The organism is Cupriavidus sp. 8B (assembly GCF_054589115.1).
In genome coordinates this window covers 1-24,946 of the sequence record NZ_BAAILO010000283.1, presented here as the reverse complement: position 1 = coordinate 24,946, position 24,946 = coordinate 1, and the positions used below count along the sequence as shown (strand labels likewise).

At 65.1% G+C, this 24,946-nt stretch carries 24 protein-coding genes; 11 read left to right on the top strand and 13 right to left on the bottom strand.

Translation table 11 applies throughout. The features are described from left to right. Positions 1 to 24: 24 nt before the first annotated feature. Positions 25 to 1,014 (bottom strand): tRNA (adenosine(37)-N6)-dimethylallyltransferase MiaA, encoded by a 990-nt coding sequence (gene miaA / locus ACYP5B_RS27755; protein ID WP_459571833.1) that lies wholly within the window; start codon positions 1,012 to 1,014, stop codon positions 25 to 27. 32 nt (positions 1,015 to 1,046) lie between these two features. Continuing rightward, the gene (mutL, locus tag ACYP5B_RS27750) at positions 1,047 to 3,071 is read right to left on the bottom strand and encodes a DNA mismatch repair endonuclease MutL (protein WP_459571832.1); all 2,025 of its coding nucleotides are present in this window, start codon (positions 3,069 to 3,071) and stop codon (positions 1,047 to 1,049) included. A 157-nt stretch (positions 3,072 to 3,228) separates the two neighbouring features. On the opposite strand from mutL, the gene ACYP5B_RS27745 reads away from it, so the two are divergent. Continuing rightward, positions 3,229 to 3,855, top strand: coding sequence for a VTT domain-containing protein (locus ACYP5B_RS27745; RefSeq protein WP_400092840.1), 627 nt, complete (start codon positions 3,229 to 3,231; stop codon positions 3,853 to 3,855). A 38-nt stretch (positions 3,856 to 3,893) separates the two neighbouring features. Here the strand turns inward: ACYP5B_RS27745 and ACYP5B_RS27740 are convergent, their stop codons facing one another. Together ACYP5B_RS27740 and murJ are read right to left on the bottom strand one after the other, a co-directional pair. Next, entirely contained in the window at positions 3,894 to 4,742 is an 849-nt protein-coding gene (locus tag ACYP5B_RS27740) for a SirB1 family protein (RefSeq protein ID WP_318234630.1), read from the bottom strand. 243 nt (positions 4,743 to 4,985) lie between these two features. Continuing rightward, positions 4,986 to 6,539 carry a murein biosynthesis integral membrane protein MurJ gene (gene murJ / locus ACYP5B_RS27735; RefSeq protein ID WP_459571831.1) on the bottom strand — a complete coding sequence of 518 codons (1,554 nt, stop codon included), beginning with the start codon at positions 6,537 to 6,539 and terminating at the stop codon, positions 4,986 to 4,988. Between the two features lie 371 nt (positions 6,540 to 6,910). Here murJ and rpsT point away from each other — a divergent pair, with 371 nt between their 5' ends. Beyond that, entirely contained in the window at positions 6,911 to 7,177 is a 267-nt protein-coding gene (gene rpsT / locus ACYP5B_RS27730; RefSeq protein WP_006157537.1) for a 30S ribosomal protein S20, read from the top strand. A gap of 258 nt (positions 7,178 to 7,435) precedes the next feature. Here rpsT and ACYP5B_RS27725 read toward each other — a convergent pair whose 3' ends face one another. Continuing rightward, positions 7,436 to 7,735, bottom strand: a complete 300-nt coding sequence (locus tag ACYP5B_RS27725) for a DUF3579 domain-containing protein (protein WP_006157536.1) — start codon at positions 7,733 to 7,735, stop codon at positions 7,436 to 7,438. Between the two features lie 396 nt (positions 7,736 to 8,131). Between ACYP5B_RS27725 and argF the strand changes: the two genes are divergently transcribed. The 3 genes from argF to ppnP all read left to right on the top strand — a co-directional run bounded on the left by argF (position 8,132) and on the right by ppnP (position 10,950). Beyond that, entirely contained in the window at positions 8,132 to 9,055 is a 924-nt protein-coding gene (gene argF / locus ACYP5B_RS27720) for an ornithine carbamoyltransferase (RefSeq protein WP_267604322.1), read from the top strand. 189 nt (positions 9,056 to 9,244) lie between these two features. Continuing rightward, a complete protein-coding gene (locus ACYP5B_RS27715) occupies positions 9,245 to 10,474 on the top strand; it encodes an argininosuccinate synthase (RefSeq protein WP_267604320.1) in 1,230 nt (409 codons plus the stop codon). Between the two features lie 164 nt (positions 10,475 to 10,638). Then, a complete protein-coding gene (ppnP, locus tag ACYP5B_RS27710; protein ID WP_006157533.1) occupies positions 10,639 to 10,950 on the top strand; it encodes a pyrimidine/purine nucleoside phosphorylase in 312 nt (103 codons plus the stop codon). A 48-nt stretch (positions 10,951 to 10,998) separates the two neighbouring features. Here the strand turns inward: ppnP and murB are convergent, their stop codons facing one another. After that, the gene (murB, locus tag ACYP5B_RS27705) at positions 10,999 to 12,018 is read right to left on the bottom strand and encodes a UDP-N-acetylmuramate dehydrogenase (RefSeq protein WP_400092751.1); all 1,020 of its coding nucleotides are present in this window, start codon (positions 12,016 to 12,018) and stop codon (positions 10,999 to 11,001) included. 168 nt (positions 12,019 to 12,186) lie between these two features. Between murB and ACYP5B_RS27700 the strand changes: the two genes are divergently transcribed. After that, entirely contained in the window at positions 12,187 to 12,672 is a 486-nt protein-coding gene (locus ACYP5B_RS27700; protein ID WP_006157531.1) for a YajQ family cyclic di-GMP-binding protein, read from the top strand. Positions 12,673 to 12,726: 54 nt separating this feature from the next. Here ACYP5B_RS27700 and ACYP5B_RS27695 read toward each other — a convergent pair whose 3' ends face one another. The 3 genes from ACYP5B_RS27695 to ACYP5B_RS27685 form a co-directional block, all read right to left on the bottom strand. After that, the gene (locus ACYP5B_RS27695) at positions 12,727 to 13,125 is read right to left on the bottom strand and encodes a DUF192 domain-containing protein (protein ID WP_459571846.1); all 399 of its coding nucleotides are present in this window, start codon (positions 13,123 to 13,125) and stop codon (positions 12,727 to 12,729) included. Between the two features lie 238 nt (positions 13,126 to 13,363). Next, positions 13,364 to 13,585 (bottom strand): hypothetical protein, encoded by a 222-nt coding sequence (locus ACYP5B_RS27690; RefSeq protein ID WP_150985996.1) that lies wholly within the window; start codon positions 13,583 to 13,585, stop codon positions 13,364 to 13,366. 109 nt (positions 13,586 to 13,694) lie between these two features. Then, positions 13,695 to 14,369, bottom strand: coding sequence for a pseudouridine synthase (locus ACYP5B_RS27685; RefSeq protein WP_459571830.1), 675 nt, complete (start codon positions 14,367 to 14,369; stop codon positions 13,695 to 13,697). 322 nt (positions 14,370 to 14,691) lie between these two features. Between ACYP5B_RS27685 and icd the strand changes: the two genes are divergently transcribed. Then, positions 14,692 to 15,942 (top strand): NADP-dependent isocitrate dehydrogenase, encoded by a 1,251-nt coding sequence (icd, locus tag ACYP5B_RS27680; RefSeq protein ID WP_043349336.1) that lies wholly within the window; start codon positions 14,692 to 14,694, stop codon positions 15,940 to 15,942. A 464-nt stretch (positions 15,943 to 16,406) separates the two neighbouring features. Here the strand turns inward: icd and ACYP5B_RS27675 are convergent, their stop codons facing one another. Continuing rightward, on the bottom strand, positions 16,407 to 16,613 hold the full coding sequence (locus ACYP5B_RS27675) for a cold-shock protein (protein ID WP_150986000.1): 207 nt from the start codon (positions 16,611 to 16,613) through the stop codon (positions 16,407 to 16,409). Between the two features lie 512 nt (positions 16,614 to 17,125). Here ACYP5B_RS27675 and clpS point away from each other — a divergent pair. From clpS to ACYP5B_RS27655, 4 genes are all read left to right on the top strand, one after another. Next, positions 17,126 to 17,452 (top strand): ATP-dependent Clp protease adapter ClpS, encoded by a 327-nt coding sequence (clpS, locus tag ACYP5B_RS27670; protein ID WP_006157525.1) that lies wholly within the window; start codon positions 17,126 to 17,128, stop codon positions 17,450 to 17,452. Then, positions 17,449 to 19,743: an ATP-dependent Clp protease ATP-binding subunit ClpA gene (gene clpA / locus ACYP5B_RS27665; protein WP_043349328.1), complete on the top strand. Its 2,295-nt coding sequence runs from the start codon at positions 17,449 to 17,451 to the stop codon at positions 19,741 to 19,743. The genes clpS and clpA overlap by 4 nt, the downstream gene beginning before the upstream one ends. A 152-nt stretch (positions 19,744 to 19,895) precedes the next feature. Beyond that, positions 19,896 to 20,909, top strand: coding sequence for a Bug family tripartite tricarboxylate transporter substrate binding protein (locus ACYP5B_RS27660; RefSeq protein ID WP_318234632.1), 1,014 nt, complete (start codon positions 19,896 to 19,898; stop codon positions 20,907 to 20,909). Between the two features lie 14 nt (positions 20,910 to 20,923). Beyond that, a complete protein-coding gene (locus ACYP5B_RS27655; protein WP_267604308.1) occupies positions 20,924 to 21,766 on the top strand; it encodes a VOC family protein in 843 nt (280 codons plus the stop codon). 32 nt (positions 21,767 to 21,798) lie between these two features. Here ACYP5B_RS27655 and dut read toward each other — a convergent pair whose 3' ends face one another. The 3 genes from dut to coaBC form a co-directional block, all read right to left on the bottom strand. Further along, positions 21,799 to 22,299, bottom strand: coding sequence for a dUTP diphosphatase (gene dut, locus ACYP5B_RS27650; protein ID WP_459571829.1), 501 nt, complete (start codon positions 22,297 to 22,299; stop codon positions 21,799 to 21,801). Positions 22,300 to 22,399: 100 nt separating this feature from the next. Then, positions 22,400 to 23,422, bottom strand: a complete 1,023-nt coding sequence (locus ACYP5B_RS27645) for an LLM class flavin-dependent oxidoreductase (protein ID WP_318234634.1) — start codon at positions 23,420 to 23,422, stop codon at positions 22,400 to 22,402. 48 nt (positions 23,423 to 23,470) lie between these two features. Further along, entirely contained in the window at positions 23,471 to 24,667 is a 1,197-nt protein-coding gene (gene coaBC, locus ACYP5B_RS27640) for a bifunctional phosphopantothenoylcysteine decarboxylase/phosphopantothenate--cysteine ligase CoaBC (RefSeq protein WP_267604304.1), read from the bottom strand. Between the last annotated feature and the right edge of the window lie 279 nt (positions 24,668 to 24,946).

Here is a 24,946-nt window from a genome sequence, read left to right as displayed (position 1 = left end):
CGTCACACCTGTCGCCCAGTGGCGCTACGCTTGCCCGATCCTTGCGAGCTGCGCTACCTGCGCGACATAGTCGGTCGCCAGGCAGTCCACGACCTCCCGCTCCGGCGTGCTGCGCAGCCAGGTCAGCTGACGTTTGCAGAGCTGGCGGGTGGCGGCCAGGCCGCGCTCACGCATGGTGTCGAAATCGGTTTCCCCATCGAGGTATTCCCACACCTGCCGGTAACCGACGCAGCGGATCGAGGGCAGCGTGGGCTGCAGGTCCCCGCGCGCGCGCAGCCGCTGCACTTCCTCGATAAAGCCGCCGGCCAGCATGGCGTCGTAGCGGGTGGCGATGCGCGCGTGCAGCACGGCGCGGTCGGACGGCTCCAGCGCGATCACGCGATAGCGGCGGTCGGCGGCGCCGGCAAAGGCGCGCTCGTCGGCCTGCCGCGCCAGCAGCGCCGACATGGGCTGGCCAGACAGGCGGTGGATCTCCAGCGCGCGCTGGATGCGCTGCGCATCGTTGGGCGCCAGGCGCGCCGCGGTGACCGGGTCGACCTCGGCCAGCATGGCGTGCAGCGCGGGCCAGCCGCGCTCGGCGGCAAGTGCGTCCAGTTCGGCGCGCAGGGCCGGATCGGCTTGCGGCAGGTCGTTCAGGCCCTGCGTCAGCGCCTTGTAGTACAGCATGGTGCCGCCGACGATCAGCGGCTCGCGGCCGCGCGCGCGGATTTCCAGGATCAGCTGCTCGGCGTCGGTCACGAACTGGGCGGCCGAGTAGCTGTCGGCCGGGTCAATGATGTCGATCAGGTGGTGCGGCACCGCGGCCAGCTCGGCCGGCGAGGGCTTGGCGGTGCCGATGTCCATCTCGCGATAGACCAGGGCCGAGTCCAGGCTGATGATTTCGATCGGCGTCTGTGCGGCCAGGGCCAGCGCCGCGGCGGTCTTGCCGGAGGCGGTAGGGCCGAGCAGGCAGACCACCGGCACGTGGGCCGATGCGGCCGCGCCGGCGTGGCTGGAAGAAGCGGTAGTGGTCAAGGCGTAAGGTGCAATGGGGGGCGGGCCGTGGCTTACTGCCCGCGCAGGAACAGGCGGTCGAGTTCCGCCACCGACAGCTGCACCCAGGTTGGCCGGCCGTGGTTGCACTGGTCGGCACGCTCGGTCTGCTCCATCTGGCGCAAGAGCGCGTTCATTTCTTCCAGCGTGAGCTTGCGGTTGGCGCGCACCGCACTATGGCAAGCCAGCGTGGCCAGCAGTTCGTTCTGGCGCTCGACCAGCACGCGCGAGCCGCCGAAGGCCTGCAGGTCACGCAGCACGTCGCGCGCGAGGGCTTCGGTGTCGGCCTGCTTGAGCAGGGCGGGAATCGCGCGGATCGCCAGCGTGGTGGGCGAGACCTGGGCGATGTCGAAGCCGAGCAGGGTGAGGGTTTCCTGGTGCTCCTCGGCCGTGCCGATTTCCACCGTGCTGGCTGTGAGGGTGACCGGGATCAGCAGCGACTGCACCGCGAGCTCGCGCGCTTCGAGCGCGGTCTTGATCTGCTCGTAGAGGATGCGCTCGTGGGCGGCGTGCATATCCACCAGCACCAGGCCGCGCGCGTTCTGCGCCAGCACGTAGATGCCATGCAGCTGCGCGATGGCATAGCCCAGCGGGCTGGCCTCGTCTTCGGGGAGTTCCTGGCGGGGCAACTGGTCCAGCAGGCCGGGCGGGTCGTTCTCGCGCGCGGCTTGCGCATCGGCCAGCCAGGCCGGGGGCGTGGCGCCCGGGCCAGCCGGCGGGACATAGGCGGCTGGGGAGCGTGAAAATCCGCCTCCCGGCTGGACCGCGTCGCGCACCATGCCGAGGTAGGCCTGCCGGGGCTGGGCCACGCCGAGCTCGGTCTGGCGCGCGGCGGCGGTGTAGTCGACCCACGGCCGCGGGCTGGCACCGCCGCCGCCCATGCCGCCGCTCCTGCCGGATCCGCCGAAGCCACCCGAGCCACCGCCAAAGCTTCGTCCGCCCTGGAATCCGCCGGTGCCGCCAATCGGCTCAGCCGCCGCCGACCCGTCCGAATCGACCGAGGTATGCAGGCTGTCGCCCTGCTCGCCGGCCTGCCGCGCCAGGCAACGCTGCACGGCGTGGTAGACGAACTGGTGCACCGCGCGCGATTCGCGGAAACGCACTTCGATCTTGGACGGGTGCACGTTCACGTCCACCATCTCGGGCGGCAGATCCATGCATAGCACGTAGGAGGGGAAACGGTCGCCGTGCAGCACGTCCTGGTAGGCGCTGCGCACCGCGTGGGTCAGCAGCTTGTCACGTACGTAACGGCCGTTGACGAAGAAGAATTGCTGGTCCGGGCGCCCGCGCGAGGCGGTGGGCAGCCCGGCAAATCCGTACAGGTGCAGGGTGCCGGCCTCTTCATCCAGCGGCAGCCGGGCGTTGGCGAAGTCGGTGCCCAGCACCTGGCCGGTACGCGTGGCGACGTCGCCGGCGTTCCAGTGCTCCATCGGCTTGCCATTGTGGTGGACCGAGATGGCTACGTCCGGGCGCGCCAGCGCCGCGCGCCGCACCATCTCCAGGCAATGGCCGAACTCGGTTTGTTCCGATTTAAGGAACTTTCGGCGGGCCGGCGTGTTGAAGTAAAGGTGCTGCACGTCGACGGTGGTGCCCACGCCGCCGGATGCGGGCTGTACCACGCCGGTGTCGGCGATCACCTGCATCGCGTGGGTATCGCTGGCGGTGCGGCTGGTCAGGGTCAGCTCGGACACCGAGGCGATCGAGGCCAGCGCCTCGCCGCGAAAACCTAGTGTCAGCACGGCTTCAAGCTCGCCCAGCGAGGCGATCTTGCTGGTGGCGTGGCGCATCAGCGCGACCGGCAGCTCCGCGGCGGGAATGCCGCAGCCGTTGTCGGCGATCACGATGCGGCGCACGCCACCTTCTTCAAGGCGGATATTGAGCTGTGTGGCGCCGGCGTCCAGGGCGTTCTCCAGCAGTTCCTTGACCACGGAGGCGGGACGCTCCACCACCTCGCCGGCCGCGATCTGGCTGATCAGCTGGTCGGGCAGGGGGCGGATGGGACGGAGCGGCTGGGCGGGGTGCAGGGCTTGGGCAGGCATGGGCGGAATTATACGTGGGTGCGCCGCCTGGCCCATGCGCGCCTGGCGTGTGGAAAAGTGGCCGGACAAGGTGACTTTGGCGCCCGTCCGGTCTTGTATGATGTCGGCTGAATATCGAACGGGGATCGAATTGGATATCGCATTGCAGTTCATCGACATGCTGCTGCACGTCGACAAATACCTTGGCACCGTCATCCAGAACTACGGTTCGTGGGTCTACGCCATCCTGTTTGCGATCGTGTTCGCGGAGACCGGGCTGGTCGTGCTGCCTTTCCTTCCGGGAGACTCCCTGTTGTTTATCGCCGGCGCCTTCTGCGCCACGCATGCCATGAACGAGTGGGTGCTGGTCGGCCTGCTGCTGGTGGCGGCCATCGGCGGCAATACGGTCAACTACCTGGTGGGAAGCTGGGTCGGCCCAAAGGTGTTCGACGGCCATTGGCGCTTTCTTGACCAGCAGGCGCTGCGCAAGACCCACGATTTCTATGAACGCCACGGCGGCAAGATGCTGGTGATGGCCCGTTTCCTGCCGATCGTGCGCACCTTTGCGCCGTTCGTGGCCGGCGTGTCGCAGATGACCTTTGCCAAGTTCCAGCTGTTCAACGTGCTCGGCGCGGCGGCGTGGGTGCTGGGCCTGGTGTTTGCCGGCTACTTCTTCGGCAACCTGCCTTTCATCAAGCAGTACCTGAACCTGATCGTGCTGGCGGGCATTGGCGCGGCCGTGGTGCCGCTGGTGCTGGGCGGCCTGTGGAAGCTCGTGCGGGGCGGCAGGCGCCGTCCTTCGTGAGCCAGCGGGGGCAGGCCGCAGCCTGCCCCGCCTGAGTTTCAGCTTACGCTGCGGCTCATCATGCGCAGCGCCGGCATGCGGTCGCGGATCTGGGTGGTGTCGGCCGCGTCCGGGCGCGCCATCACATAGGCTTCCAGGTCGGCCAGCGCCGGGCGGAAGCACTCTAGGTTGGCATACGCCAGCCCGCGGTCGCGTACTTCCTCGATCGAGCCGGGCAGCAGGATCACCAGGCGGTTCTGCACCGCCAGCAAGCGCTGCCAGCGCGACTCCTGCAGATAAATCGACTTGAGGTTGCGCAGCATGCGCGCCACGATCTCGCGGTGGCTGGCCACTTGCAGGAACAGGCCCAGCGGCACCTCGTTGGGGTCCGCAATGCCCTCGCGCTCCAGGTGCGGGTCGAGCATCTCCTGCAACTGCTCCTTCGACAAGGTCTCGCCGGTGAGCGGGTCCACCACCACCTCGCCGGCCGGAATCGACATCCGCACCAGGAAATGGTTGGGGAAGGACACGCCCTTGAGCGGCAGCCCGATGTGCTGGCCCAGTTCCATATAGAGCACTGCCAGCGAGATCGGTATGCCGCGCCGTTGCTTGAGCACGACGTTCAGGTACGAGTTGTCGGGATCGTAGTAGTCGTTCGCGTTGGCGCCGAAGCCCAGGTCGCGGTAGAAGAAATGATTGAGCAGGCGCATGCGCTGGATGGCCGGCGTGCCGTCGGCGACGCGGCGTTTCAGGCGTACCGCGAGCATGTCGAGCGCTGCGAGCTCGGCCTGCAGGTCCAGGTCCGGATAGGCGTCCTGGGCGATCGAGAGCACGGTCTCGGTAAGCGGGATACCGTTCTCGTCTGCCACGAGACTGGCAAAGTATTCCAGGACTTTCGTGGTTGTCATTGCGGCTTTCCTGAATGCGGCCTGGCGGCTATTCCAGTTGGAGCCTGGCGGCGTGGCGTGTGTTCCCGGACAGTGCGTTGGTACCGTCCGCGGTCGCGCGCCTGGGCAGAACCGCTTCGTCTCATTCTGGCACAACCTCAGTGGCCTTGACCCTGCACCACGCGCTGCCGCAACCCTTGGCCGGCGCTGTCTGGCGCTGGCGGCGCTCCGGCGGGAGTGGCGGGTTTGGCAGGCGGGGGCTTATTAGCCGGCTCTCCGCTTGAAAGCGGAGTATCTCAGCCCCATGAGCCACAGTGTACCGAAGTAGACGACTGCCGCAAGTACCAGGCACGAGGCCAGCAGGGCGATACGCAACAACGGCGTGGCACCCAGGGCGACCCAGTCGAAGTTGCGGGCAAACCACAGGAGCATGCCGGCCAGCAGCAGCACGGCGGTCATCAACTGGGCCAGGAACAGCAACCAGCCCTTGGCCGGCGTGTAGAAGCCGCGCTTGCGCAGGCCCAGGAACAGCAGCAGCGCATTGACCGTGGCGCCGAAGCTGATCGACAGCGCCAGGCCCGCATGGCCAAAGCGCGGCACGAAGACGTAGTTGGACAACTGCGTGATCACCAGCACCAGCAGCGCGATCTTGACCGGGGTGCGGATGTCCTGGCGGGCATAGAAGCCCGGCGCCAGGATCTTGATCAGGATCAGCCCCAGCAGGCCGATGCCGTAGGAGACCAGCGCCTGGCGGGTCATTTCCACCGCATGCGCGTCGAACTTGCCGTAGTTGAACAGCACCGCCGTCAGCGGCGCGCCAAACACGAACAGCCCGACCGCGCAGGGCACGGCCAGCAGGAAGGTCAGGCGCAGGCCCCAGTCCAGCAGGCCGGAGTACTCGGCCCGGTTTTCCTCGGCGCTGGCTTTCGACAGGCTAGGCAACAGGATAGTGCCCAGCGCCACGCCCAGCAGCGCGGTCGGGAACTCCATCAGGCGGTCGGCATAGGTCAGGTAGGACACGCTGCCTGCGGCCAGGCGCGAGGCGATATTCGTATTGATGATCAGGCTGATCTGGGCCACCGAGACCGCCAGCAGCGCCGGCGCCATCTGCCGCATGACGCGGCGCACGCCCGGCTCCGCCCAGGCCGCGCGCAGGTTGAAGCGCAGGCGCGGCATCACGCCCAGGCGCCGGAGCGCCGGAATCTGCACTGCCAGTTGCAGGATGCCGCCCACCAGCACGCCCCAGGCCTGTGCGTAGATTGGCTGCGCCATGTGCGGGCCGACAAACAGGGCAGCAATGATCAGGCAGATATTGAGCAGCACCGGGGTGAAGGCCGGCATGGCAAAGCGGCGCCAGGTGTTCAGGATGCCGGAGGCCAGCGCCACCAGCGAGATCAGGCCGATGTAGGGAAACATCACGCGCGTCATGAAGACCGCGGCGTCGTAGGTTTCGCCGCCATGCTGGCGAAAGCCCGTGGCGACCACCATCATGACCACCGGCGCGCCGATCACGCCAAGCAGCGAGACGCCCATCAGGGCCCAGGTCATGACCGTGGCAACGGCATCGATCAGCGCGCGGGTCTCGGTTTCGCCGCGCTTGCTGTGATATTCACCCAGGATCGGCACAAAGGCTTGCGAGAACGCGCCCTCGCCGAAGATCCGGCGCAGCAGGTTGGGGATGCGGAACGCCACGTTGAAGGCGTCGGTCATGTCCGAGGCGCCGAAGGCGCGCGCGATCAGGATCTCGCGGATGAGGCCCGTGATGCGCGACAGCATCGTCAGGCTGCTGATGGTGGCGAGCGCTTTGAGCAGGTTCAAGATGGGTTCGGCGGCAAGGGGTGGCGGCGGCAGCGTGGGTCGGACCGCCGGTGCGAACCGGGATCAGACGCCGGGCGCGCGCCAAAGTTGCATCGAGGCCACGCGAGGGCGGGGCCGGTGTGGCGCGTATTATACGGTTTGGCCCCGCAGGCACCCGTATATCGGCCTTTGCGTCACCCCGCCTTAGATGAGACATGGCTCGGCTTGCCAGCCGCTTTTTCTTGTGTGTATAATTGCTGATTCACAAGGCTAGTTGCGTTCCGGATTCGTGTGCCAGTGCATCCCGGGTCGCTTGATGTGCACTTAATTGTGTCCGCGGTTTGCTCCGTCCTTCCGTCGGGCACGCATCTGAATTCAGGAAATCTACTTAAATGGCAAATTCCGCACAAGCTCGCAAGCGCGCGCGCCAGGCCGTCGCACAGAACGCCCACAACTCCAGCCTGCGTTCGCGTCTGCGTACCGCAGTGAAGGCTGTTCGCAAGGCGATCGAAGCCGGCGACAAGGCTGCTGCTGCCGAGATCTTCAAGAACTCGCAATCGATCATCGACGCCATCGCCGACAAGAAGATCGTGCACAAGAACAAGGCTGCACGCCACAAGTCGCGCCTGTCGTCGGCTATCAAGTCGATGGCTGCCTGATATTGGCACTGGTGCCGGGCGAAAGCCGGGCACCTTCCGGCTGTTCGCCAGCCATTGCGCCTGGTCGCGTTGCTTGGGTGGCGCGTCACAGTCCTGGTCAGGTAGTCAGTCGGCAGGGTGGATCGCCTGAGGGTGGTCCGTCCGATAAAAAAGCTCGTCATTTGACGAGCTTTTTTTGCTTTGTAATTTGGCTTGCGCCGGTCCCGAAGGTGCGTGCGGCTAGCTTTGCTGCGGCGTGGCCGCAGCTTCAGTGCGGACTCACTCCAGCGAGCAGGCCTCGACCAGTTGCAGGTTGTTGTCGCGGGCAAAGTTGAGGACGAAGTCCAGCGCCTTGGGCTCGATGTCGCGCAGCCGCGCATCGACCACCACGCTTTTCAGCCCGCCTGCCATGACGGGCCGTACGTAAGGGGAATAGGTGATGCGGGGGTCGCCGGTGTCGCCCTCGGGGCGGAATTGCGCCATCACGCCGCACAGTCGTTCAGCCCAGTCGCTTGGGCGGAAGGTCTTGCCTTCCTTGGTGATGCCTTGGATGAAGTATTCGCGAACTGTGGGATTCATGGGACTGCGGGGATAAGACGGGTGACTCGACGATAAACCCGCCAGACTGACCAAACGGAAGCCCGTTTGACGCGGCCAGGAAACGATTAGTTCGTTTCATTCCGGCCGTGGCGGCGGGGGCGTCGGTGTCGGCGGGGGCACTTTTGATGCCGGCAGCGGGCGGTGGCATGGGTATGCCGGGCCCCGCGTGAATCAGCGGGTATTATATCTTATATAAGACTCGCGCATAAGCCTCCGTGCCTTGCGAGGTGCCGTGCACGCTCGCCAAAGCAGCAATAATCCCTTATGATTCTTAGAGTTAAATTGCGTAAGCGACGCGAAAGGCGGCTCCGCGGCATGGCCAGGTCATGAACCCTTCATGGCGGCATGCCACCACCGAGCCGCCTTCTTTGTTTTATGAGCCCAACTTCAATCAAGCATTACCTCCAGTTCAGCGACCTGACTCCCGACGAGTACGAGTACCTGCTGGACCGCGCACGGATTCTGAAGACCAAGTTCAAGAACTACGAGACATGGCATCCGCTGCACGACCGCACGCTGTCCATGATCTTCGAGAAAAACTCGACTCGTACGCGCTTGTCGTTCGAGGCCGGCATCCACCAGCTCGGTGGCCACGCCGTCTTCCTCAACACCCGCGACTCCCAGCTGGGGCGCGGCGAGCCGATCGAGGATGCGGCTCAGGTGATCTCGCGCATGGTCGATATCATCATGATCCGCACCTTCGGCCAGGAAATCATCGAGCGTTTTGCCGCGCATTCGCGGGTGCCGGTGATCAACGGGCTGACCAACGAATACCATCCCTGCCAAGTGCTGGCCGATGTCTTCACCTACATCGAGCAGCGCGGCAGCATCCGCGGCAAGACGGTCGCGTGGATCGGTGACGCCAACAATATGGCCTACACCTGGATCCAGGCGGCCGAACGCCTCGGCTTCACCTTCCATTTCTCGGCGCCTCCCGGCTACCAGCTCGATCCGGCCATGGTGCCGGCAACGGCCGCGCACCTGGTCAAGGTGTTCGACGATCCGCTCGCCGCCTGCCAGGGCGCCGACCTGGTCACCACCGATGTGTGGACCAGCATGGGCTATGAGGCCGAGAACGACGCGCGCAAGCGCGCTTTCCAGAACTGGATGGTGACCACCGCCATGATGGATCGCGCCGGCGACGATGCGCTCTTCATGCACTGCCTGCCCGCGCACCGCGGCGAGGAAGTGGAGGCAGCGGTCATCGATGGTCCCAAGAGCGTGGTGTGGGAGGAGGCCGAGAACCGCCTGCACGTGCAAAAGGCCCTGATGGAATACCTGCTCTGCGGGCGTTACTGATCGCCGGCGGGACGGCGCCACGTTTGGCGCACATGCAGTGTGCCAATCCGGCGCCCGCATGCCCGCCCGGCTTGCCAAGTGCCGCCCAAGCCGGGACGGACGTGTCAAAATAGCGGTTTTTCCGCATTCCTTTTTCTCGCGTGACCGGCTTTGTGGCCGGCCACGCTTACTTTTCGCATCGAGTCGAACATGAGCGATATCAAGAAAGTCGTGCTCGCCTACTCCGGCGGGCTGGACACTTCGGTGATCCTGAAGTGGCTGCAAGACACCTATCAGTGCGAGGTTGTCACCTTTACCGCCGACATCGGCCAGGGCGAGGAACTCGAACCTGCCCGCCAGAAGGCGCTCAAGTTCGGCATCAAGCCGGAAAACATCTTTATCGACGACCTGCGCGAAGAATTCGTGCGCGATTTCGTCTTCCCGATGTTCCGCGCCAACGCCGTCTATGAAGGCGAGTACCTGCTCGGCACCTCGATCGCGCGTCCGCTGATCGCCAAGCGCCAGATCGAAATCCTGCGCAGCACCGGCGCCGACGCTGTGTCGCACGGCGCTACCGGCAAGGGCAACGACCAGGTCCGTTTCGAGCTGGGCTATTACGGCCTGGAGCCGGGCGTGAAGGTCATCGCCCCGTGGCGCGAGTGGGACCTGCTGTCGCGCGAAAAGCTGCTGGCCTACGCTGAAAAGGCCGGCATCGAAATCGACATGAAGCACAAGAAGGGCGGCGCCCCGTACTCGATGGACGCCAACCTGCTGCACATCTCCTTCGAAGGCCGCCACCTGGAAGACCCCAAGGCCGAGGCCGAGGAAGACATGTGGCGCTGGACCGTGTCGCCGGAGAATGCACCGGACGCGGCCGAGTACCTGGACGTCGAATTCGAGGGCGGTGACATCGTCGGCCTGAACGGCAAGCGCATGACCCCGGCTGAAGTGCTGACCGAGCTGAACCGCCTGGGCGGCAAGCACGGGATCGGCCGCCTCGACCTGGTGGAAAACCGCTACGTCGGCATGAAGAGCCGCGGCTGCTACGAAACCCCCGGCGGCACCATCATCCTGAAGGCCCACCGCGCCATCGAGTCGATCACGCTCGACCGCGAAGTGGCTCACCTGAAGGACGACCTGATGCCGCGCTACGCCAGCCTGATCTACAACGGCTACTGGTGGAGCCCGGAACGCAAGGCGCTGCAGGTGCTGATCGACCACACGCAGGCCAAGGTCAACGGCTGGGTGCGCGTCAAGCTGTACAAGGGCAACGTCATCGTGGTCGCGCGCGACTCCAAGGACACGCTGTTCGACAAGACCATCGCGACCTTCGACGATGACGGCGGCGCCTACAACCAGGCCGATGCCGGCGGCTTCATCAAGCTGAACGCGCTGCGCATGCGCATCGCCGAAAACGCACGCCGCCAGCGCGGCGAGTAAGGCGGGCTTTCCGGCATCGGCTCGGTTCGGGCCGCTGCCGGCCAGTCAGCACTCAGCAGAAGGGGCCGCCATGGCCCCTTTTTTGCGCCGCCTCGCCCTCGTTCGACATTCCAGATTCCAGTCAGATTTCAGTCATCCAGAACCAAGCATCAAGGAGAAATAGCGTGAGCCAGTTCGACAACGTATCCGTAGTCAAGAAAGCCAACCTGTACTTCGACGGCAAGTGCGTGAGCCACACCGTGCTGTTCCCGGACGGCACCCGCAAGACGCTGGGCGTGATCTTTCCCGCCGCGCTGACCTTCAGCACCGGCGCTCCGGAAATCATGGAAATCAATGGTGGCGTGTGCCGCGTGAAGCTGGCTGGCGAAGACCAGTGGCATACCTATGGCGCCGGCCAGCAGTTCAACGTGCCCGGCGACAGCAGCTTCGATATCGAAGTGACCGAAACGCTCGACTACGTCTGCCACTTCGCCTGAACCCGGCGAAGCACGCCGGGGCTGGTGGTCAATGGTGGTTGATGCTGGTTAAAGCACCACCGGCTCGGGCTCGATACGCACGCCGAAGCGGGCCTGCACCGCATCGGCGATGCGGTTGGCCAGCGCCAGCAGCGCGGCTCCGGTGCCGCCGCCGTGGTGCACCAGCACCAGGGCCTGCTTGCCGTAGACGCCCACCGGGCCGTCGCTCAAGCCCTTGAACCCGCACTGATCGATCATCCAGCCGGCAGCCAGCTTGTAGCTGCCGTCGGGCTGCGCATGGCTGACCAGGCTGGGATGCTGCACCAGCAGCGCATCGCGCTGCTCGGCGCCCACCACCGGGTTCTTGAAGAAGCTGCCGGCATTGCCGACCTGCGCAGGGTCAGGCAGCTTGCGCGAGCGGATCGCGATCACCACGTCGCGGATGCCATCCGCCGTGGGGGCTGCCGCCGTGCCTTGCGTGGCCAGCTCGCGCGCCAGTTCCGCATAGCCCAGCATCGGCTGCCACGGCAGCGGCAGGCGCAGCGTGACCGCGGTAATGATGTAGCGGTCACGGCCCTCGCGCTTGAACAGGCTGTCCCGGTACGCGAACTGGCATTGTTCCAGCGTCAGGCGGACGAATTCGCCGCTGCGCCGGTCGAACGCGCGCAGGCTGTCGAAGCGCTCGCGCAGCTCCACGCCGTAGGCGCCGATGTTCTGGATTGGCGCGGCGCCCGCGGTGCCGGGGATCAGGGCCAGGTTTTCCAGGCCCGGCAAGCCGTCGGCAATGGTGCGGCAGACCAGCGCATGCCAGTTCTCGCCAGCGCCGGCCGTGACCAGGTGGGCCCCGTCGGCCTTGGCCACCGCGTAGCCAGGGATCTCCATGAGCAGCACCAGGGCGTCGAGGTCCTGCGTCAGCACCACATTGCTGCCGCCGCCGAGCACGACCAGCGGCAGGCCTTGCGCGCGCGGGTCAGCCAAGGCGGCCAGCAGGTCGGCTTCGCTGCGCACGTGCACGGCAAAGCGCGCGCGCACGTCGAATCCGAATGTATTGTGGCGGCGCAGGGGATAAAATTCGAGGAAATCTGCCATGCAAGGGAAAGGTGAAGCGGCCGCCGGGGTCGACGGCATCGGACTGCAGGGTAGGCTGGATTATACGTAAGCGCCGCCGCCAGCCGGCGCGCGCGGCGACAAGGCCCGCGGATATGCCGCGGGCAAGTGGCAAGACACAGCAACACGCAGCTAGACAAGGAGAATGCAATGCCGTCGTTTGACGTAGTGTGCGAAGCGAACATGATCGAGGTGAAGAACTCGGTCGAGCAGGCCAACAAGGAAATCACGAACCGTTTCGACTTCAAGGGTTCGGATTCGCGGGTCGAGCACAAGGAGAACGAGCTTACCGCGTTCGCCGATGACGATTTCAAGCTCGGCCAGGTCAAGGACGTGCTGATCAGCAAGATGGCCAAGCGCAATGTCGACGTGCGCTTCCTCGACTACGGCAAGACCGAGCGCATCGGTGGCGACAAGGTCAAGCAGGTCATCACCATCAAGAAGGGCGTCACCGGCGATCTGTCCAAGAAGATCGTCAAGATGATCAAGGACAGCAAGATCAAGGTGCAGGCCAGCATCCAGGGCGACGCGGTGCGCGTCACCGGCACCAAGCGCGATGACCTGCAGAGCGTGATCGCGCTGCTGCGCAAGGACGTTCCAGAGGCGCCGCTGGACTTCAACAACTTCCGCGACTGATCTCCTGTCGCCGGCAGGCGCGGCAGCCATGCTGCCGCGCGCGGCCCTTTCTATCTAGCGCGCCTGCGGCAGGCCGCCGATCTTCGCGCCGGCCTTCAGGCCTTTCTGCGCAAACCAGCCCTTGTTCATCTCCAGCGCGTAGCGCACGGCCGCGCGCGGGCAGTGGTTGTCCTCGGTCTGGGGCGCCATGTCTTCGATATTGACGATGGACCCGTCATCGGCCAGGAAGGCGATCGACAGGGGCAGGTCGGTATTCTTCATCCAGAAGCAGTGTCCGGCTTTGTCTTCGAACACGAACAGCATGCCCTCGTTGGCGGGCATGGTCTTGCGGTACATCAGGCCGAGCTCGCGGGCCTCGGGCGTGGCGGCGATTTCCGCCTTGATCGCGTACATGCCAGCGGTGAGTTGCCTGACCGGCAAGCTGGCCGGGGACTGGGCACAGGCGCAGGCCATGGCGGCGAAGGCGCTGCCGCCGACAAGCAGGTTCTTGAGGAAAGGGCGCATGAATTGGAGCGGCGAATGACGGGTTCGGGACAGCCGCCAGCATAGCGCAGCTACCGCGCGAGCGGCGCGATCAAATATTCCACATCGTTGCAGCAGGCCTTACCGCCGCGAGCAAGAAAAAAGGCAGGCGCCTTGCGGGCAACCTGCCTTGCTTGCCGGGCGTAAAGCCCGGCCTGCCTGCAAACTCTTACTTCGTTGCAGCAGCGTCGGCCTTGGCAGCCGGGGCAGCCTTGGTCTTGCTGTGAGCGTGCTTCTTGGACTTCTTGGTGCTCTTCGTCGCGGGCTTTGCAGCCGGTGCTTCGGCGGCAGGCGCTGCGGCAGCCGGGGCTGCCGGTGCGGGTGCGGCGGCTTGGGCGAAAACGCCGGTGGCGAACAGGCCGGCAACCAGAGCAGCGATCAGTTTGTTCATGCTTAACTACCTCGAAGGTAAATCGATTCGGAAGAGTTGACTCGTACTCGTATGCGACGCGTCAGTGTCAAAAACGAAACGAGGCGGTGAGTCGTTGACTCGCGACTTGTTAATTTTTGTAACTTTTTGCGCGAGGGCGAGCAGGACGCCGATCCTGGGGACTGGTTGCCGCCCCCAATCCGCTGCCGCGCGTGGTCGTGCGGGTGCGTGGCGCGGCTATGGCTTGCAGGCCGAGCGCGCGCGGCTCGATCTCGCACCATTGCCCTGGCGCAAGTCCGAGCGTGCGCAGGTCGAGCGTGCCGATCTGCACGCGCACCAGGCGCAAGGTCGGAAATCCCACTGCCGCGGTCATGCGGCGCACCTGGCGGTTCTTGCCCTCGCGGATCTCGAGTTCCAGCCATTGGGTAGGGATGGCGGCGCGAAATCGCACCGGAGGATTGCGTGGCCACAGGAAGTCCGGCTCGTCGATGCAGCGCGCCCGCGCCGGCAGGGTACGGAAATCTCCGAGGTCGACGCCATTGCGCAGGTGCGCCAGGGCGGCTTCGTCCGGCACGTTTTCAACCTGGGCCAGATACGTCTTGGGCAGTTTGTGGTGCGGATCGGCGATGCGCGCCTGCAGGATGCCATCATCGGTCAGCAGCAGCAGGCCTTCGCTGTCGGCATCGAGCCTTCCTGCCGGATACACGCCGGGCCGCTGCACGCAGTCGGCGAGAGTCGGGCGCGACGGGTGCGCGGAGAACTGGCTCATGGTGCCGAAGGGTTTGTTCAGTGCGATCAGCGTCATCGAGAGTATTGGAGCCTGGCGCGCGGGTAGGGCGCATTAATGGCGTCAGTATGGGGCGTCAGTATGCCGTAGCCCGCGCCGGGCGGCGCGGGCTACGGCCAGGATGGCGGATCATGAAATTTTGCTGCATAATACGAAACGGTCTTATGTCTTATATAAGACCTGTATGCGTGTGACGCATAGCCGGGCAGTCCGCGCGTGGTGCGCTGCGGCATCCCCCTGCGCCGATCGCCGTTAAAATGCCCGCGCGCCATCCAAATCTCGCCGCCAGGTCACGAATCCGGCGGCTCGTTGCAACCCCCCGTTCCGTACTGGAGACGTCATGTATCAACACATCAAGGTTCCGGCCGGCGAAAAGATCACGGTCAACCAGGATTTTTCGCTGAATGTTCCGGACAATCCGATCATTCCATTCATCGAAGGCGACGGTACGGGCCTGGATATCACCCCGGTGATGATCAAGGTGGTCGACGCAGCCGTGGCCAAGGCCTACGGCGGCAAGCGCAAGATCTCCTGGATGGAGATCTACGCCGGCGAGAAATCGACCAAGGTGTATGGCCCCGACGTATGGTTGCCTGAAGAAACCCTCGAAGTCCTGAAGGATTACGTGGTGTCCATCAAGGGCCCGCTGACCACGCCGGTTGGCGGCGGCATCCGCTCGCTCAACGTGGCGCTGCGCCAGCAACTGGACCTGTACGTCTGCCTGCGCCCGGTTGCGTACTTCAAGGGCGTGCCCTCGCCGGTGCGCGAGCCGCAAAAGATCGACATGGTGATCTTCCGCGAGAATTCGGAAGACATCTACGCCGGCATTGAGTGGGAAGCGGAAAGCGACCAGGCCAAGAAGCTGATCGCCTTCCTGCAGAACGAAATGGGCGTGAAGAAGATCCGTTTCCCGGATACCTCGGGCATCGGCGTCAAGCCGGTTTCCAAGCAAGGCACCAAGCGCCTGGTGCGCAAGGCCATCCAGTACGCGATCGACAACGACAAGCCGTCGGTGACCATCGTGCACAAGGGCAACATCATGAAGTTCACCGAAGGTGGCTTCCGTGACTGGGCCTACGAGCTGGCACAGCAGGAATTCGGCGCCGAACTGATCGACGGCGGCCCGTGGTGCAAGTTCAAGAACCCGAAGACCGGCCGGGAAATCGTCATCAAGGACGCCATCGCCGACGCCTTCCTGCAGCAGATCCTGCTGCGCCCGGCCGAGTACTCTGTGATCGCCACGCTGAACCTGAACGGCGACTACATCTCCGACGCGCTGGCAGCCCAGGTCGGCGGCATTGGCATTGCCCCGGGCGCCAACCTGTCGGACTCCGTGGCCATGTTCGAAGCCACCCATGGCACCGCACCGAAGTACGCCGGCAAGGACTATGTGAACCCGGGTTCCGAAATCCTCTCCGCGGAGATGATGCTGCGCCACATGGGCTGGACCGAAGCCGCCGACCTGATCATCTCCTCGATGGAGAAGTCCATCCTGTCGAAGAAGGTCACCTATGACTTCGCCCGCCTGCTCGAAGGCGCGACGCAGGTGTCGTGCTCGGGCTTTGGCCAGGTGATGATCGACAATATGTAAGCCTTGCCCCGGGCGTGCGCTGCCTTCCCGCGCGGATGGCGGCTCGCCGCGCTGCAACAGGCCCCTGTGCTTCCGAAAGGAAGCCCGGGGGTTTTTTCATTGGCGAGTCGCTTGGGACCTTGGATTCGCTAAAGGCTGGGGCGCTGATCGAAGAGTCCCGGCAGCCGCCGCCAGGGCTTCCGATTCATTTCAGCCAAAATCGCGCAAGAATCAGCCAGAAAGCTGATGCAAAAGGCCTGAAACGGATGAATCGCGGAAGAGGCTGGCAACGGGCCAACCGGCAAGCAGGCAAGCAAAAAGCCCGGCATTGACCTGACCGGGCTTTTTGTCGGATGCGTTACGTGCTGCTGTTCAGCCTGCATGCTTTGGGGCGGGGCAGGCCGATCCCGTTCCGGGGATGATCCCCCGCATCCTGTCGTGGCCGCCTCAAGCTCTACCGGCTGGTGCGGCCGCGCACCGAATCTTCAGGCGTTATCCTGGATATTGGTGGCTTGTTTGCCCTTGGGGCCCTGGATGATTTCGAAGGATACGCGCTGACCCTCTTTCAGGGTCTTGAAGCCATTCATCTGGATGGCCGAAAAGTGCGCAAACAGTTCTTCTTCGCCGTCGTCCGGCTTGATGAACCCAAAGCCCTTGGCGTCATTGAACCATTTGACGATACCGCTTGCCATAAACTCCCCCAACAAAAAAAGCAGGATACGAGCGGGGGAAAGCGCCGCGGCCAGTGGGTGCCCGGCTAGTGTTCTCGCGCGCTGCCCGGATGGAACCGGGTCGGGCGCAAAGGCACGACTGTGCGGACACCGCGTGGCGGCCAGTTTGATGTGCTGACTCGCCGCCGCTGGATTCGTGGGCCTCCCTGCTCACGGATCACTCAGTCCGGACTATTGCTTGGCTCGCTTAACCAGACGTGAATGTGCGAACGATTCTTCTGTCAAACCTGCGCACTGTCAAGTTGGCAGATTCCCCACTCCCGGTAGGGTGTGGCGGGAAAGGAACGGCTATAGGTGGTATTTTGGAGGGAAAGGGCGCGCCGCGAAAGCGTGCGCCCTCATTCAGGTGACCCACGAGGTGAGCCCGGATGCCTTCGGCATCCCAGGAATTTGGATGGCCGCTGCATCGGCCTCTTGAATCCGGCGTCTTTTCCCCAAATTGCAGAGTTGTGCGTAAGGGTTAGAATAAAGCCATGGCTACACGGCTGGCAAATGTCCCACAACGCGAAGCAGGCACCGTACTGGAGCGGAAAGAGCAGGCGCTCAAACCGCCCGCCATGTACAAGGTGTTGCTGCTGAATGACGACTTCACCCCGATGGAGTTCGTCGTGATGATCCTGCAGCAGTATTTCAGCAGGGACCGGGAGACGGCGACGCAGATCATGCTGACCGTCCACCGGGAGGGTAAGGGGGTCTGCGGCATCTATACCAGGGATATCGCGGCAACGAAGGTCGAGCTGGTGTCAACCCACGCACGGCAGGCGGGTCATCCGTTGCAATGCGTGATGGAGGAAGCATGATTGCGCAAGAATTGGAAGTCAGCCTGCACATGGCGTTTGTTGAAGCCCGGCAGGCACGCCACGAGTTTATAACCGTGGAGCACCTGCTACTGGCGTTGCTTGACAACCCCACGGCAGCGGAAGTCTTGCGCGCCTGCGCAGCCAATATTGAGGATTTGCGCACCAGTCTGAAGAACTTCATCGCGGACAACACGCCCGTGGTGCCTGGTACCGACGAGGTGGATACCCAGCCTACGCTGGGCTTCCAGCGCGTCATCCAGCGCGCCATCATGCATGTGCAGTCCACTTCCAACGGCAAGAAGGAAGTGACCGGGGCCAATGTCCTGGTGGCGATCTTTGGCGAGAAGGACTCGCACGCGGTGTATTACCTCCAGCAGCAGGGCGTGACCCGGCTGGATGTGGTCAATTTCATCAGCCATGGCATCCGCAAGGACCAGGCCGAGCCCGCCAAGCATGGCGACGGCACGGCCGAGGGCGAAGGCGGCGATGGCAAGGAAAGCCCGCTCGAGCAGTTCACCCAGAACCTGAACACGCTGGCCAAGGCCGGCAAGATCGATCCGCTGATCGGCCGCGAAAGCGAAGTCGAGCGGGTGGTCCAGGTGCTGTGCCGCCGGCGCAAGAACAACCCGCTGCTGGTGGGCGAGGCTGGGGTCGGCAAGACCGCGATCGCCGAAGGCCTGGCCTGGCGCATCACCAAGAACGAAGTGCCCGACATCCTGGAAAAGGCCGTCGTGTACTCGCTCGACATGGGCGCCCTGCTGGCTGGCACCAAGTACCGCGGGGACTTCGAGCAGCGCCTGAAGGGCGTGCTCAAGTCGCTCAAGGACAATCCGAACGCGATCCTGTTCATCGACGAGATCCACACGCTGATCGGCGCGGGCGCCGCTTCAGGCGGGACGCTGGACGCCAGCAACCTGCTCAAGCCGGCACTGTCGTCGGGCCAGCTCAAGTGCATCGGCGCGACCACCTTCACCGAATACCGCGGCATCTTCGAAAAAGACGCGGCCCTGTCGCGTCGTTTCCAGAAGATCGACGTGGTGGAGCCATCGGTCGACCAGACCGTGCAGATCCTGCGCGGCCTGAAGTCGCGCTTCGAGGAGCACCATGGCGTCAAGTACGCGGCTGCGGCGCTGACCGCGGCGGCCGAGCTGTCGGCACGCTTCATTACCGACCGCCACCTGCCGGACAAGGCCATCGATGTGATCGACGAGGCCGGTGCGGCCCAGCGCATCCTGCCCAAGTCCAAGCAGAAGAAGACCATCGGCAAGGGCGAGATCGAGGACATCGTCTCGCGCATTGCCCGCATCCCGCCGCAGAGCGTCAACCAGGATGACCGCAGCAAGCTGCAGACCCTGGACCGCGACCTGAAATCCGTGGTGTTCGGCCAGGAGCCGGCCATCGAGGCGCTGGCTTCAGCCATCAAGATGTCGCGCGCCGGCCTGGGCAAGACGGACAAGCCGATCGGCTCCTTCCTGTTCTCCGGCCCGACCGGGGTGGGCAAGACCGAAGTGGCCAAGCAGCTTGCCTTCATCATGGGCATCGAGCTACTGCGCTTTGACATGTCCGAGTACATGGAACGCCACGCGGTGAGCCGGCTGATCGGCGCGCCGCCGGGATATGTGGGCTTTGACCAAGGCGGCCTGCTGACCGAGGCTGTCACCAAAAAGCCGCACTGCGTGCTGCTGCTGGACGAAATCGAGAAGGCGCATCCGGATATCTTCAATATCCTGCTGCAGGTGATGGACCATGGCGCGCTGACCGATAACAACGGCCGCCGCGCCGACTTCCGCAATGTGATCATCATCATGACCACCAATGCGGGAGCGGAAACCATGAACCGCGCCACCATCGGATTCACGTCCTCGCGCGAGCAGGGCGACGAGATGGTCGACATCAAGCGCATGTTCACGCCCGAGTTCCGTAACCGGCTGGATGCCATCATCAGCTTCCGCTCGCTCGACGAGGAAATCATCCTGCGCGTGGTCGACAAGTTCCTGATGCAGCTTGAGGAGCAGCTTCACGAGAAGAAGGTGGAAGCCAGCTTCAGCGACCACCTGCGCAAGTTCCTGGCCAAGAAGGGTTTCGACCCGCTGATGGGCGCGCGTCCGATGCAGCGCCTGATTCAGGACCTGATCCGCAAGGCGCTGGCTGACGAACTCCTGTTCGGCAAGCTGGTGTCCGGTGGCAGGGTGGTGGTGGATCTCGACGAGCAGGACCAGATCAAGCTGGACTTTGCCGAGGCAGCCGCGGAACCGCCCGAAGCACCGGAAAACGAAAAGGCGGAAGTCTAGGACGAAGCGCGAGGGGCAGGCAGAGCGGACCTTGCCTGCAATTCGTGCTATCCTCGGGCAAAATACAGGGCGGCAGCAATGCCGCCCTTTTTGTTTTGGCCGGGTGCGGCTGCGCACTGCAGCTGTGTTCCCGCCATCCGTCTGAGTACCCGATGTCCCAATCCCAACGCTCGCGGCTGCGCCGCCTGCTGCTCAAATCGTTGCCACTTGGCGCGATGCCCCTGATTCCCGTGCCTGGCCTGGCTGCCCTGGGTGGCGATGCCACGGCAGGCGCCTCCGGCCGTCCCATCTCCATGGTGTTGCCGTTCCCTCCGGGCGGCAGCGTCGATATCGTCGCGCGCCAGTTGCAGCCCGGCCTGAAGAGCGGGCTTGGCCAGACGGTGGTGATCGACAACAAGCCCGGCGCCGGTGGCCTGATTGCGTCGAGCACCGTGGCCCGGGCCAAGCCGGACGGCAGCACGCTGTTGATGGCGTTCGACACGCATGCCATCAACCCGTTTGCCTACAAGAACCTGCCCTACGACACGTTCCGCGACTTCACGCCGATCTCGCAACTGGTGCGTTTTCCGCTGGTGATCGCGGCCAACCCCTCCTTGCCCGCGTCCAACGTGAAGGAGCTGGTCGCCATGGCGCGGCAGAAGCCGGAGAGCATCCACTACGCGTCTTCCGGCATCGGCAGCCTGAACCAGCTCGCCGCAGAGGCGCTGGCTACCGAGGCCGGCGTGCGCTTTCTCCACGTGCCGTACAAAGGTGGCGGCCCGGCGGTGCAGGCCGTGCTGTCCAATGAAGTCGACGTATTTTTCTCCAGCTATGCGGCGGTGCAGGCGCATGTGGCTGCCAAGACGATCAAGCTGCTTGGCGTGACCGGCACCACCCGCCTGCGCCAGTTCCCGCAATTGCCAACCGTGGCCGAGCAAGGCTACCGCGGTTTCGAAGCCTATTCCTGGATCGGCGTGTTTGGCCCGGCCGGGTTGCCGGAGCCGACCGTGGCGCGCCTGCACGACGCCCTGGTCCAGTCGTTGCGGCAGCCGCGCGTGGTCGATGCGCTGGCCGTGCAGGGCTTCGAGATCGTGGGCGGCAGCCCGGCCGAGCTGGCCAGCCTGGTGCGCCACGAGCACGACAAATGGCAGGCAGTGGCGCGCAAGGCCAATATCCAGTTCGATTGAAGCGAGAGGGTGCGATGACGATGGAACCGCTAGACCATGCCGTGATGGTGTGTCCCGACCTTGACGCTGCGGCGCAAGCCTGGCGCGGGTTTGGCTTCACGCTGACGCCGCGCGGCTACCACACGCTTGGCTCGCAGAACCATTGCGTCATGCTGACGCGCGACTATCTTGAGCTGCTGCATGTCACCGCGCCCAGCCCGATGCGGCAGTATTACTGGGATGCGCAGGAAGCCGGGGGCGGCTGCGCGGGGCTGTCCTGCAAGAGCAGTGACACCTTCGCCGCCGCGGCGCAGCTGCGCGGTGGCGGCTGGCACACTTCGGACCCGATCGAGTTCTCGCGGCCGGTGCGGCTGGACGATGGCGCGGAGCATACCGCCACCTTCCGCGTCGCTGCGATCGACGATGCGCCGGGCGCGCGCTTCTTTATTTGCGAGCACCGCACGCCGGAGCTGCTGTGGCGTCCAGAGTGGACCACGCATGCCAACGGCGCTGTGGGCATCGCTACCATGTTCCTGGTGGTGGCGCCGTCGCTGGTGGAGGCTGCCGGGCGTGCCTATGCCGAACTGACCGGCGGCGAGATGACGCAACTGAGCGATCACATCTGCAGCCTGGCGCTGGGTGGCGCCACGCTGGTGGTGACCACGCCGCAGGCGCTGGCCGCCGCGACCGGCACCGAGCATGTGCGCCGCGCCGTGCCCGGGTATGCCGCCATCCGGCTGCGCACCAGCGACCTGGCCGCGGCCCGCCGCGGCTGGCGCGAGGCGCGCGTCGGCGCGCTCGACCTGGGCCCCGACGAGAGCCTGATTCCTGCCTCGGCGGCCGGCGGCGTAGCGCTGCTGTTCGAGCAGGCGCGCTAACGCAATTGCGTCAAGCGCGCCGCTCCTCCCGCTTAGCAGCCGCTCTTGGCGTGATGCACGCCGGTTGAGCCGAAGCCACCCGCGCCCCGCACGGTGTCTTCGGAGAAGACTTCCACGGTCTTGAACACGGGCCGCAGCACCGGCACGAACATCATCTGCGCGATGCGCTCGCCTGGCTGGATCATGATCGGCTCGGTGCCGGGCGCATTGCGGTTCCACACGCTCACCATGATCGGGCCCTGGTAGTCAGCGTCGATCACGCCGATCGAGTTGCCCAGCACCAGCCCTTTCTTGTGGCCCAGGCCCGAGCGCGGCGCGATGGTGGCCGCCATGTAGGGGTTGCCCATGTGCACGGAGATGCCGGCAGGCACCAGTTGCGCCGGCGTGCCCGGCTCGATGGTGAGGGCGGCGTCCAGGCAGGCGTGCAGGTCGATCGCCGCCGCCATATCGCTCTGGTAAGCCGGCAGGCCCCATTCGTGCAGGCGTGCGTCAAGCACCTTGATTTCGACGGTGGGGTTGGCTTCGAATGTCATGGCTGGTCGGTCCCGGAAAGACTAAAAACGTTGGCAACCCGAGATGATAGCCGAGCTTGGTTGCCCCTTAGTTTTCCCTTAGTCGTCCCTTGGTTGTCCCTTAGTCGCCCGACAGGTCGAACGCCTGCGCCAGCAGCTCGTAGGTGCGCAGCCGCGCCGCGTAGCTGGCGGCCACGCTCAGCACCACCAGTTCGTCGGCAAGGAAGCGCTCGCGCAGGGCCAGCATGCGCTGCGCCACCTGCTCGGGCGTGCCGCAGATGGTGCGCGGGCGCTCGCGCTCGACGATCAGCCGGTCGCGCTCGCTGAGCTCGTGCTGCGCGGCCTGGGCGAGCGAGGGGATCGGTGCGTTGACGCCATAGGCCATCTGCAGCCGGCGCAGGTCCACGGCGCGCTCCAGCTCTGCCGCCTCGGCCTCGGTATCGGCGCAGATCACGAAGATGGCCGCCGCGCTGTAGGGCCGCTCGTCATAGCCCGTCTCGAAATCGCGGCGGTATTGCTGCGCGACGGCATGCCCCACATGCGGATTGATAAAGTGGGCAAAGGCAAAGCGCAGCCCCAGGCGTGCCGCCAGGGCGCCGCCGTAGTCGCTGGAGCCCAGCACCCACAGCTCGGGCCGGGTATCGATCTCGGGCTGCAGCACCACGCCCTCGGCGATATGGCCCGGCGGCACCTCGCCACGGAACAGCCAGGACAGGTCCTGCACTTGCTCCGCGAACTGGTCGCCCCGGTTGTACTGGCCCATGGCCACCGCCTGCGCGGTGCGCATGTCGCCGCCCGGCGCGCGCCCCACGCCAAGATCGATGCGGCCCGGGAACAGGGCCTCCAGCATGCGGAACTGCTCCGCCACCTTGAAGGGGCTGTAGTAGGGCAGCATCACGCCGCCCGAGCCCAGCCGGATGCGCTTGGTCACACTGCCCAGGCGGGCCAGCATGACTTCCGGCGCCGGATTGCACACACCGCGCAGCCCGTGATGCTCGGCGCACCAGTAGCGTGTGTAGCCCAGCGCATCGGCGGCCTGCGCCAGCTCCACGGTGGCGGCCAGCGCATCGCGTGCGTGATGGCCGGCGATGACCGGGCTCTGGTCGAGCACCGAGAGGCGCACTTTGGGTTTGCTTGCGGACATGTTCAGGGTTTGGGCCGGGTGAGGATCGAGGATGCCGGGCATGCAGGCTCAACGGCGCGCGGGCAGGCGCTGGGCGATGGCCGCTACCAGGTCGCGCGCCAGCGTCAGCTTGTCGGCGCGCGGCAGGCGGGTCATGCCGTGGGCATCGAACAGCACGATCTCGTTGTCGTCCATGCCGAAGGTGTGGTGGCCGATATTGCCCACCAGCAGCGGCACGTTCTTGCGCTGGCGCTTTTGCTCGCCGTATTGTTCGAGCTTTTCGCTCTCGGCGGCAAAGCCCACGCAATAGGGTGCGTCCGGCTTTGCGGCCACGGCGGCGAGGATGTCGGGGTTCTGCACGAACTGCAGCGTCGGCGTGTCGCTATCATTGGCTTTCTTCAGCTTCTGGCTGGCCACTTCGGCGGGACGCCAGTCGGCCACGGCCGCCACGGCGATGAACACATCGGCGCCGGGCAAGCCCGCCATTACCGCGTCGTGCATCTGCTGCGCGCTTTCCACATCGGTTCGGGCAACGCCGCGCGGCGTGGGCTGGGCCGTCGGGCCAGCCACCAGCACCACGTCGGCGCCGGCCTCGCGGGCCGCGCGCGCGATGGCAAAGCCCATCTTGCCGGAGGAGCGGTTGGTAATGCCGCGCACCGGGTCGATGGCTTCAAAGGTGGGGCCGGCCGTGATCACCACGCGGCGCCCGGCCAGCGGCTTGGGCTGGAAGAACGCGATGATATCCGCAAGCAGCTCCAACGGCTCCAGCATGCGGCCGTCGCCGACTTCGCCGCACGCCTGGTCGCCGCTGCCGGGGCCCAGCAGGGTCACGCCGTCCTTGCGCAGCTGGGCGGCATTGCGCTGGGTGGCGGGGGCCGACCACATCTGCAGGTTCATGGCCGGCGCCACCAGCAACGGGCAGTTGCGAGCGATGCACAGGGTGGTCAGCAGGTCGTCGCACAGGCCATGCGTCAGCTTGGCGAGGAAATCGGTGGAGGCGGGCGCGACCACGATGGCATCGGCTTCACGCGAGAGATCGATATGGGCCATGTTGTTGCCCACGCGCGCGTCCCATTGGGAGGTGAAGACCGTGCGCCCGGAGAGTGCCTGCATGGTCACCGGCGTGATGAACTGGGTGGCGCCTTCGGTCATGACCACCTGCACGGTGGCACCGGCTTTGGTCAGCAGGCGGACCAGCTCGGCCGATTTGTAGCAGGCGATGCCGCCGGTCAGGCCAAGGACGAGATGCTTGCCTCGCAGATCCATGGATATGCTCTTCGCTTGAAGGTTGTTGTCCGGCAGTTGCGGCAGCCAGCAAGGTCTGCAACTCCCGCGCCGGAGAGACATCAATAATACCGGCTTGCCCGCGAGTGCGTTGGCTGGCGCCGCCACGCGCTTCGAGCGTCTCCATTGGTGCTGCTTCATCACTGCAAATTCAACTGCTTGACGTCAACGGCTTAAAGTCAAAGGCAGTTTCACCTCCCCTGCGGGGAGGCGACCTACTTTCTTGTCTCGCCAAGAAAGTAGGCAAAGAAGGCGACCCGG

What these genes read in the sequence shown, in the direction of transcription:
- ACYP5B_RS27655 (WP_267604308.1), top strand. Translation starts at nt 20,924, where the DNA reads ATGACGATGGAACCGCTAGACCATGCCGTGATGGTGTGTCCCGACCTT.
- ACYP5B_RS27745 (WP_400092840.1), top strand. Translation starts at nt 3,229, where the DNA reads ATGCTGCTGCACGTCGACAAATACCTTGGCACCGTCATCCAGAACTAC.
- clpS (WP_006157525.1), top strand. Translation starts at nt 17,126, where the DNA reads ATGGCTACACGGCTGGCAAATGTCCCACAACGCGAAGCAGGCACCGTA.
- ACYP5B_RS27685 (WP_459571830.1), bottom strand. Translation starts at nt 14,369, where the DNA reads ATGACGCTGATCGCACTGAACAAACCCTTCGGCACCATGAGCCAGTTC.
- ACYP5B_RS27715 (WP_267604320.1), top strand. Translation starts at nt 9,245, where the DNA reads ATGAGCGATATCAAGAAAGTCGTGCTCGCCTACTCCGGCGGGCTGGAC.
- argF (WP_267604322.1), top strand. Translation starts at nt 8,132, where the DNA reads ATGAGCCCAACTTCAATCAAGCATTACCTCCAGTTCAGCGACCTGACT.
- ACYP5B_RS27725 (WP_006157536.1), bottom strand. Translation starts at nt 7,735, where the DNA reads ATGAATCCCACAGTTCGCGAATACTTCATCCAAGGCATCACCAAGGAA.
- ACYP5B_RS27695 (WP_459571846.1), bottom strand. Translation starts at nt 13,125, where the DNA reads ATGGCCTGCGCCTGTGCCCAGTCCCCGGCCAGCTTGCCGGTCAGGCAA.
- dut (WP_459571829.1), bottom strand. Translation starts at nt 22,299, where the DNA reads ATGACATTCGAAGCCAACCCCACCGTCGAAATCAAGGTGCTTGACGCA.
- clpA (WP_043349328.1), top strand. Translation starts at nt 17,449, where the DNA reads ATGATTGCGCAAGAATTGGAAGTCAGCCTGCACATGGCGTTTGTTGAA.
- murB (WP_400092751.1), bottom strand. Translation starts at nt 12,018, where the DNA reads ATGGCAGATTTCCTCGAATTTTATCCCCTGCGCCGCCACAATACATTC.
- rpsT (WP_006157537.1), top strand. Translation starts at nt 6,911, where the DNA reads ATGGCAAATTCCGCACAAGCTCGCAAGCGCGCGCGCCAGGCCGTCGCA.
- ACYP5B_RS27690 (WP_150985996.1), bottom strand. Translation starts at nt 13,585, where the DNA reads ATGAACAAACTGATCGCTGCTCTGGTTGCCGGCCTGTTCGCCACCGGC.
- ACYP5B_RS27645 (WP_318234634.1), bottom strand. Translation starts at nt 23,422, where the DNA reads ATGTCCGCAAGCAAACCCAAAGTGCGCCTCTCGGTGCTCGACCAGAGC.
- ACYP5B_RS27660 (WP_318234632.1), top strand. Translation starts at nt 19,896, where the DNA reads ATGTCCCAATCCCAACGCTCGCGGCTGCGCCGCCTGCTGCTCAAATCG.
- ACYP5B_RS27740 (WP_318234630.1), bottom strand. Translation starts at nt 4,742, where the DNA reads ATGACAACCACGAAAGTCCTGGAATACTTTGCCAGTCTCGTGGCAGAC.
- coaBC (WP_267604304.1), bottom strand. Translation starts at nt 24,667, where the DNA reads ATGGATCTGCGAGGCAAGCATCTCGTCCTTGGCCTGACCGGCGGCATC.
- icd (WP_043349336.1), top strand. Translation starts at nt 14,692, where the DNA reads ATGTATCAACACATCAAGGTTCCGGCCGGCGAAAAGATCACGGTCAAC.
- mutL (WP_459571832.1), bottom strand. Translation starts at nt 3,071, where the DNA reads ATGCCTGCCCAAGCCCTGCACCCCGCCCAGCCGCTCCGTCCCATCCGC.
- ACYP5B_RS27675 (WP_150986000.1), bottom strand. Translation starts at nt 16,613, where the DNA reads ATGGCAAGCGGTATCGTCAAATGGTTCAATGACGCCAAGGGCTTTGGG.
- ACYP5B_RS27700 (WP_006157531.1), top strand. Translation starts at nt 12,187, where the DNA reads ATGCCGTCGTTTGACGTAGTGTGCGAAGCGAACATGATCGAGGTGAAG.